Genomic DNA, 8,199 nt, shown 5'->3' with positions numbered 1-8,199 from the left:
GGCTCGCGGTGCACCTGGCCGGAGCGCTCCAACGGCCACACCGTGCCGCCACCCCGGTTGTGCGTGTTCTCCAGCGACAACAGGCGCGTGCGCGGGTTGTGGATGTTGTCCTCGCGCACCGCCGCCGTCACCGTCCGCGGCGTCAGCAGGCCCCGCTCTCCCGGCAGCGCCGCCGGCTGCACGCCCCAGAGCGCCGGCACCGCGCCGCCCTCGTAGTGCAGGATGTGGCTGCCCTCTTCCGTGAGCACCTCGTCGCCCGTGCGGCAGTGCGCCCCGATGGCGATCTGATTCGCCTGCGTGCCGGAGGGGACGAAGACGGCGGCCTCCAACCCCAGCCGCTCGGCCACCCGCTCCTCCAGCCGGCGCACGGTGGGGTCTTCTCCGTAGACGTCGTCCCCCACCTCCGCGTCGGCGATGAGGCGCCGCATGGCGGGCGTGGGCTTCGTCACGGTGTCGGAGCGGAAGTCGATGGGCTTCATGGTTCTCCTCGCTTCAAGAAATGGGGGGCCGTCCTGCGCGCTTGGGCCGGGCCCTCCCGTGACATACAACGCCCGCGTGGCCCGGCGAGAGACAGTGGCGGAGAAGCGGCAGCGCGCGGTGGCGATCCTGGACGGTCTGGAGGCGGCCATGCCGGACGCCCGCATCGAGCTGGACTACCGCACGCCCCTGGAACTGCTGGTCGCCGTCATCCTGTCCGCCCAGTGCACCGACAAGCGCGTCAACCTGGTGACCCCTGCCCTGTTCGCCCGCTTCCCCGACGCGGCCGCCTACGCTGGCGTGGAGGCCGCCGACGTGGAGCCCTTCATCCGCACCTGCGGGCTCTACCGCGCGAAGGCGAAGAACATCGTCGCCACGGCGCGCACGCTCGTCGCCGAGCACGCGGGACAGGTGCCCCTGGTGCGCGACACGCTGGCGCAGCTGCCGGGCGTGGGCCTCAAGACCGCGGGTGTGGTGTGCATCCACCTGGGCGGCGACGCGGCCTTCCCCGTGGACACGCACGTGAAGCGGCTGGCGTACCGGATGGGCCTCACGACCCATGAGGATCCCGACAAGGTGGAGAAGGACCTGCAATCGCTGCTGCCCCGGGAGCGGTGGACCCTGGGACACCAGTTGCTCGTGTGGCATGGGCGGCGCACGTGCTTCGCGCGCTCGCCGGACTGCGCATCCTGCACGGTGGCGGCGCGCTGCCCGAAGAAGGGCGTGGCCGCCTCCGCGAAGGCTTAAGCGGACGCCGGGGCGCCCTGGTCGCGCGACGCCTTGTGCTTCAGCATCCGCTTGCGGATGAGCCCGCGCTTGAGCGACGAGACGTGGTCCACGAAGACGGTGCCGTCCAGGTGGTCCGCCTCGTGCTGCACGGCGATGGCCAGGAGGCCGTCACAGCGCAGCGTCTGCTCCTGGCCGTCCTCGTCCAGGTAGCGCACCGTGGCGACGGCGGCGCGGTCCACGTCCTCGGCCTCGCCGGGGATGGACAGGCAGCCTTCCGTGTAGGTCGTCTCCCCTTCCAGGGAGATGAACTCCGGGTTGATCATCGCCAGGGGCTTCATGTCCGGCTGCTGCGGCCGGGTGTCCAGGACGATGATGCGCTGGAGCACGCCCACCTGCGGGGCGGCGAGGCCCACGCCTTCGGCGGCGTACATCGTCTCGAACATGTCCTTCACCAACGCGCGGACCTTGTCGTCCACCTTCGCCACGGGCCGGGCCTTCTGCTTCAGGATGGGGTCGGGCCAGATGAGAATCTCGCGAACCATGGAGGGACTCTTAACCCCTCCGGACCGCGACGGGCAACCGTCCCCAGGGGGCGTCAGTCGAGCAGATTGCGCGCGTACTCGCCCCGCAGCCGGTCATCCCCCAGCGCCCGGGCCGCCTCCGTCAGCACGGCACGAATCTGCTGTGCCCGGTGCTGGAGCGCGGGGTCCGGGTGGCCCGCGAAGCGCAGGGGGTGGAACTCGGCGGCCAGGAGGGCATAGGCCCGCTTGACCTCCTCGCTACCCGCCGAGCGTGCGAGCCCCAGCACGGTGAAGTAGTCCGCCTCCTGGATCTCCTCGAACTTGGCCTCCAGGCGGTGCACGTCCAGCTCCGGGGGCAGGTCCCCCATGGCGTCGTCCGACGGCGGGTGCAGCACGATGAGGCCCAGCGTCCGGGCCACGGCGAGCGTCTTGAGCGCCCCGTCCTGGGGCAGCCCCGCGCTCAGGAGCAGCATCTCCAGCGTGCGCTCTCCGTCCACACCCTGGAGGAGCTGGAGCTCACGTCCGGAGAGTCCGAAGTCCGCCGGGGCCATGTGCGCATCCCCCCGCGACACGTGGGCGCGCAGCGAGCCCGCCGCGTCCAGCAGCGACTCCGCGGTGAGGGTGTTGCGCAGGCCTTCGACCAGCAGGTGCAGCGGCGGGCGCGTGGCGGCGGCGAGCGCCACCTCATGGGGTGCGGGCTCCTGCACCAGCCGGTACAACGTGGAGGGTTCCGCGAGCGCGTCCAGGAAGACCTGTTCGGTGTAGCGCTGCACCAGCGGGACGGACTCCGCTTCGCGAACGTAGCCGCGACCGCGCAGGGCCTCCAGCAGCGTGCCCGTGGTGGCGCTGCGCACCAGCCGCAGCTCGGCCTCCTGGCGCGCGTCGATGAGCCCGTCGGCCCGGGCCCGGTCGATGAGGGACTCGCCCTGCGCCGAGGACGCGGCGCCCACCAGCGCGCCGTCGCGCAGCCACAGGACGCGCAGCGCGTTCATCACCTTGAGTTCCAGGCGCACTTCCATGCGCGCGTCGCACAACCGGAGCACGAGGCGCGCGAGCCCCTCCTGCGTCAGGCTGCCACTGCGCGCCACCGCCATCTCCGGACGGCCCGGTGATTCGAGCGGCAGGATTGAAGCCCGGGCCTGCGCCGCGGCTTCCTCCGCGTCCCGCTGCGCGCGCGCTTCCAGTTGTTCGCGCTCGCGGTCGGTCTGGAGGCGCTGTTCGACGGCGTCCGCTTCCAGCTTCACGCGGGCTTCGCGCTCGCGGGTGAGGTCCTCGCGGAGCTGTTCGAGCTGGGCCTGGAGCGTGTCGCGCGTCTGAGTGAGGGACGCGGACTCCGACTGGAGGCGGGCTTCCGCTTCCGCGCGCGCCTGGGTTTCGGCGGCGAGGCGGGCTTCCGCGGCGGTGCGGGCCTGGGACTCGCTTTCGATGCGCGTCTCGAGGTCCTTGCGCGTCCGGGCCTCGGATTCGAGACGGACCTCCAGCACGGTGCGGTGACGGCCTTCGGCCGTGGCCTTCGCGGTGGATTCGGTGGCCTTCTGTTCGGCCTGGAGGGCCCGGGCCTCCATGGCCTGGAGGGCCTGTTCGGCCTGGGCCACGCGGGCCTGCGCCTCGGCCTCGGCCCTCGCGAGCTCCTCCGCGCGGCTGGCCGCGTCGGTCTGGGCGTGGGTGGACTGCTCGGCGCGCGACTCCGCCTGGGCCAGCGCCTGCGCGAGCTGATCCGCTCGGGCCTGGGCTTCGGCTTGCATCCGCGTGAGCTGTTCGATGCGGGTCTCGGCTTCGGCCTTTGCCTGCTGGTGCTGATCCGCGCGGGATTCCGCCTGGGCCTCGGCTTCGGCCTGGGCCTTCGTGAGCTGCTCGACGCGGGCTTCAGCCTCGGCCTTTGCGTTCGTGAGCTGCTCGACGCGGGCTTCGACTTCGGCCTTTTCCTGCTGGTGCTGAAGGAGCGCTTGCGCGAGTTGCTCGGCGCGGGATTCCGCCTGGACCTGGGCCTGCGTGAGCTGATCCGCCTGGGCCTTCGTACCGGCCTGGGCCTGCGCGAGCTGTTCGGCGAGGGCTTCCGCTTCGGCCTTCACCTTCGCGAGCTGTTCGGCCTGGGCCTGCTCGGCTTCGAGGGCTCGCGCTTCGACGCGCTTCACGGTTTCCGACAGCTCGTTCACGCGGGCTTCGGACTGGAGCAGCGCTTCGGCGGAACGCTCCGCCTTCGCTTCGGCCTGCTTCAGGGCCCGCGTCAGTTGCTCCGCTCGGGCTTCCGCCTGGACCAGGGCCTCGGCGGGCTGGGCGGCCTTCGCCTCCGCCCGCTGGCGCGCCTGCTTGAGCTGCTCCATCCGGGCGTTGGCCTGGCTCAAGGTCTCGGCGAACTGCGCTTCGGTCCGCTTCCGGAGCTCCTCCGCGTGCTCCGCCCGGGCGTGGGCCTGGGTCAGGGCTTCCTCCGCCCGAGCGGCCCGCGCTTCCGCGTCCGCCAGCGCCTCACCCGATTTCGCGGCGGTGGCTTCGAACTGCTTTCGGACCGCTTCGGCCTGCTCCGCCCGGGCTTCGGCACTGGCTCGGGATTCCTCGGCCTGCGTGGCCCGGCCTTCCGCCTGCGCCAGCGATTGGGCGGTCTGCCTCACCTTGGCTTCGCCCTGCAGCAGCACCTGCGCCAGTTGCTGGGCTCGCGCTTCCAGTTGCCCCTGCGTCTGGGCGGACTGCTTCGCCTTCGCTTCGGCTTGCGCCAGGGCCTGCTCTGCCTGCTGGATACGCGTCTCCGCCTGGGCCAGCGCCTGGGCGGTCTGCTTCGCCTTCGCTTCGGACTGCGACAGCGATTGGGCCAGTTGGTGCGCTCGCACCTCCACCAGCGACAGCGCCTGCGCGGAGTGCTTCACCTTCGCTTCGGCGGCGACCCGCGCCTTCGCTTCCACGTCGGCCCGGGCCTCGGCTTCGGAACGCCGGGCCTCCAGGTCTGCTCGGAGCGCGGCGTCCTTGCCGTCGCGGGTCTCGATCTCGTGACGGGCCTCGGCTTCGGCCTCCGCTCGACGACGGGATTCCTCGCGGGCCTTGGCTTCGGCCTCCGCCCGGGCTTCCGCGACGAGGCGCGCTTCCGCTTCGGCTTCCGCCCTGGCTTCCGCGGCGATGCGCGCTTCGGTCTCGGCTTCGGCTCGGGCTTCCGCTTCGGTGCGGGCCGCCTGCTCCAGTTCGGCGCGGGCTTCAGCTTCCGCTCGGGCCTGGGTCGACTCGCGCGCGAGTCGTTCGGCTTCCTCTCGCGCCTGGACCTCCGTGGCGACTCGCTTTTCGAGTTCGACGAGTTCGAGCTGCGCCATCTCCGCGAGCGCCTCGGCCTCGCGGCGGGCGCGCTCTTCCGCATCCGCTCGCGATTCGGCGTCCACCCGGCCACCAGCTTCGGACGCGAGCCGGGCTTCCACCTCCGCCAACGCCTGCGTCGCGGACACGGCCCGGACTTCTGAATCCGCGTGTGCCGCCGAGGCCTGCTTCAGCAGGGACTCGGCGCGTGCACGGGCGTGGACCTCCGCTTCGGCGCGCACCTCCACCGAGCTGCGGGCCTCGACCTCCGCGTCCGCTTCGAGCCGGGCGTCCTCGCGAGCCCGCGCCTCACTCTCGACACGCTCCTCCAGCTCGATGCGAAGCGTCTGCTCCGCTTCGGCCAGCGACTCCGCATCCGCCGCGCGGGCCTCCGCCTCCTGGATGAGGGCGTACGCTTGCGCGAGTTCTTCGCGCAGTGATTCAAGCTCGGCTTCCAGCTCCGTGTTCGACCCGGGCTCGTCCTTCGAGCCGGCATCCTGCTTCGCGCTGGCTTGTGCCTTCGAGCCGGACTCCGCCTTCGCGCTGGAGTCCTGCTTCGAGCTGGGCTGCGCGTTCGAGCTGGGCTGCGCGTTCGAGTCGGACTGCGCGTTCGAGTCGGACTCCGCATTCGACCCGGCGCCCTGCTTCGACTCGGCCCCATCCGTCGGACCGGCATCCTGCTTCGCTTCAGCGTCCTGATTCAGCCCGGCCTGCGACTTCGACCCGGACTCATTCTTGAGCCCGGCTTCCGCCTTCGCCTCAATCTCCGCTGCGGCAACAACGGGCTCCTGGCTCGCGGGACGCGGCCTGTTCGACCAGAGGAGTCCTCCCTGCTTCGGGGTCGATGAAACCGGGACCGTGCGGCTCGCATCCCGTCCACCGGCACGCGGCGCGGCGCCGCCCCCCTGCGCCGCATCGTCCGACTTCGCTTCGTTCCCCGGACGCGCGGAGGCACCACTCGCCGCCGCATCACCCGTTCCCGCGCGTGACTTCGAGGCGTCTTGCGACTCCGCCTCCGACCACGAAAGAGGCCTGGCACCCTCCTCGGTCTTCGCGTCGTCCCCCACCGTCTCGGAATCGAACCAGTCCGCGCCCACCGGCTTCACGGACGCGGCGGTCGCCTGCGACTTCCCTGCGACCTCGGCTTCTTCGTCGTCGGCCTCCCCATCCTCCCCCTGCTCCCGCGCCTCCACGGACGCCTTGAGCTCCGCCTCCAGCACGTCCCAGTTCGACAGGCCCGCCGCGGCCAGCTCCTCCTCGGTCGGATCCGAGGGCGCGTCGTCGTCGTCCGGCGACAAACCCGCAGCGACCAGTTCCTCACGGGTCGGATCCGCTGCTTCGTCGTCGTCCGACGCATCGGACGCTCCTGCCGCCGCCGCCCGTTCTTCCTTCGCCACGTCGTCCGCGACCGAACCGAAGTCCGTCTCGTCGGAGTCCTCCGCCGACGCAGCCTTGCCTGGACGGCGCGCTTCCAGTTCGGGATCCGGTGCCAGCTCCGTCCAGGCCAGCGGCTCCGCGCCCTCTCGCGCCGGGCCCTTTCCCGCAGCCCCCGGAACGTCGTCCGAATCAACGTCGAAGAAGTCCTCGTCCCCCAGCCTGGGCGTGGGCTTCACCGGCCGCAGGCCCGGCGGCGTGAGCCGCTCCTCACGGAACGCGAGCTTCCCCGACGGGAGCCCCGCTTCCTCCCCGTGCTCCCGGGCCAGTCGCTCCGCGTCCGCCCGCAGCTCCGCGTCGAAATCCTCCGTGACCGCCAGCGGATCCGCGTCCACCGGCTTCACGTCCGCGCGCGGTGCCACCTCGTTCGGGAACGGGAAGCGCAACGTCGAGCGCTCCTGCAGGGCCCGCGCCTCGGGCACCGGTGGAAACGCCGCCGTCGCGTCCGCTCGCGGGGCATCCCACTCCTGCCCGGCGTCCGCGTCCGACTCCCCCTCACCCCACGCCTCCCCGGTATCCTCTCCCGAAGCGCTGCCATCCCATTTCGGCGCCGCCGCGGACGACGACGTCCCCACGGAGAGCGCCGAGTCGATGGACGCCATCGCCTCCGCTTCGACCTCCAGGTGCGCCTGCTCCAGCGCGGCGTTCATCGCCAGGTGCGTGCTGTGCTCGCGCTGCTTGTGGACGACGTGCGCGCTGCGCTCCTCGCGCGTCATCGCCGCCACTTCCCAGTCCGTCTGGTTCAGCGGCGCCAGGTCCCCGAACAGCGCGTTGGCCAGCGCCGGGTCTCCGCCCACCGCGTGCGCCGTCGTCGCGTGCCACTTCTCGTCCGAACCGGGCCCGCTTCCGCGCGCGGGATCCGCCAGCGTCCGGTTCTCCACCACGCGCCAGCCATCCGCCTCCGCCGGCGCGCGGATCAACGAGTCCACCAACGTCACGAAGCCCGGACCGTCCAGCGGCAGCGGCGCCACCGGGGCGCTGAAGCCCTCGATGGCCTCGCTCAAGAGCAGCACCCGCGCCTTGTGGCCCTCCGGATGCTGGACCAGTTCCTCCAGCACCACGCGCCCGCGCCCGCTCTCCACCCCTGGGGCGAGCACGATGAGCTCTGGCAGGTGGTGCCCGAAGGCGATGAGCGCGTCCGCGGCGGAGGTGGCGAGGATGACCTCGTGGCCTTCGCGGGACAGCAATCGCCGGACGGCGGCGATGGTGGCGATGTCGTCGTGTACGAGGAGGACCGAGGCGCCCATGGGGGGGCTGACACTCTACATCATGGCCCCGGGATCCACGTCGATGACGACCCTCACGCCAGATGGAACATCCGCCAGCGCCGCCTCCAACCGGGCGAGCAATGGGGCAAGCGCCGCATGCGTCGGCGCCTTCAGCAGGAGCTGCCAGCGCGTCTTGCCCCGAATCCGGGCGATGGGCGCCAGGGCCGGCCCCAGCAGGCGCACCCCGGCGGAGGCCGGCGGCATGTGCCGACCCACCAGGTTTCCCAGGAAGCGCGCCACGCCCGCCGTCTGCTCGGGATGCTCCCCTTCCAGCCGGACGGCCGCCATCCGCGCGAAGGGCGGATAGGCCAGCGCCTTGCGCCACTCCAGTTCCTGCTTCGCGAACCCGTCGAAGTCGTGCGCCAGCATCCGCTTCACCGGCTCCGCGTCCGGGTTGTAGGTCTGCACCAGCACCCGCCCCGGGTCCTTGCCGCGCCCCGCCCGCCCCGCCACCTGGGTCAGCAGGTGGCGGGGCGGGCGGGGCGCGGCAAGGA

4 protein-coding genes and 1 pseudogene are annotated in these 8,199 nt (G+C 72.0%); 1 reads left to right on the top strand and 4 read right to left on the bottom strand.

The annotated features are described in order from the left end of the window. On the bottom strand, positions 1–479 hold a 479-nt coding region (locus D7Y13_RS34295), incomplete at its 3' end, for a threonine aldolase family protein (protein WP_147452556.1). Between D7Y13_RS34295 and nth the strand changes: the two genes are divergently transcribed. Next, positions 478–1,224 carry an endonuclease III gene (gene nth / locus D7Y13_RS34290; RefSeq protein ID WP_120585315.1) on the top strand — a complete coding sequence of 249 codons (747 nt, stop codon included), beginning with the start codon at positions 478–480 and terminating at the stop codon, positions 1,222–1,224. The genes D7Y13_RS34295 and nth overlap by 2 nt on opposite strands. Here the strand turns inward: nth and def are convergent. From def to D7Y13_RS34275, 3 genes and pseudogenes are all read right to left on the bottom strand, one after another. Then, the gene (gene def / locus D7Y13_RS34285) at positions 1,221–1,748 is read right to left on the bottom strand and encodes a peptide deformylase (RefSeq protein WP_120535976.1); all 528 of its coding nucleotides are present in this window, start codon (positions 1,746–1,748) and stop codon (positions 1,221–1,223) included. The two genes, nth and def, sit on opposite strands and share 4 nt — an antisense overlap. Before the next feature lie 53 nt (positions 1,749–1,801). Next, the gene (locus tag D7Y13_RS34280) at positions 1,802–7,684 is read right to left on the bottom strand and encodes a response regulator receiver protein (RefSeq protein ID WP_120585314.1); all 5,883 of its coding nucleotides are present in this window, start codon (positions 7,682–7,684) and stop codon (positions 1,802–1,804) included. Positions 7,685–7,699: 15 nt separating this feature from the next. After that, positions 7,700–8,199, bottom strand: a pseudogene (locus D7Y13_RS34275) (replication restart helicase PriA); the annotation flags it as partial.

It is taken from the genome of Corallococcus praedator, from assembly GCF_003612125.1.
In the GTDB taxonomy this organism is placed as follows: domain Bacteria; phylum Myxococcota; class Myxococcia; order Myxococcales; family Myxococcaceae; genus Corallococcus; species Corallococcus praedator.
The sequence above is the reverse complement of the archived record's forward strand: the minus strand, read 5'-3'. Positions and strand labels throughout refer to the sequence as shown.

Excerpts from the sequence above, each read along its gene's own strand:
- nth (WP_120585315.1), top strand. The coding sequence starts at position 478 with ATGGTTCTCCTCGCTTCAAGAAATGGGGGGCCGTCCTGCGCGCTTGGG.
- def (WP_120535976.1), bottom strand. The coding sequence starts at position 1,748 with ATGGTTCGCGAGATTCTCATCTGGCCCGACCCCATCCTGAAGCAGAAG.
- D7Y13_RS34280 (WP_120585314.1), bottom strand. The coding sequence starts at position 7,684 with ATGGGCGCCTCGGTCCTCCTCGTACACGACGACATCGCCACCATCGCC.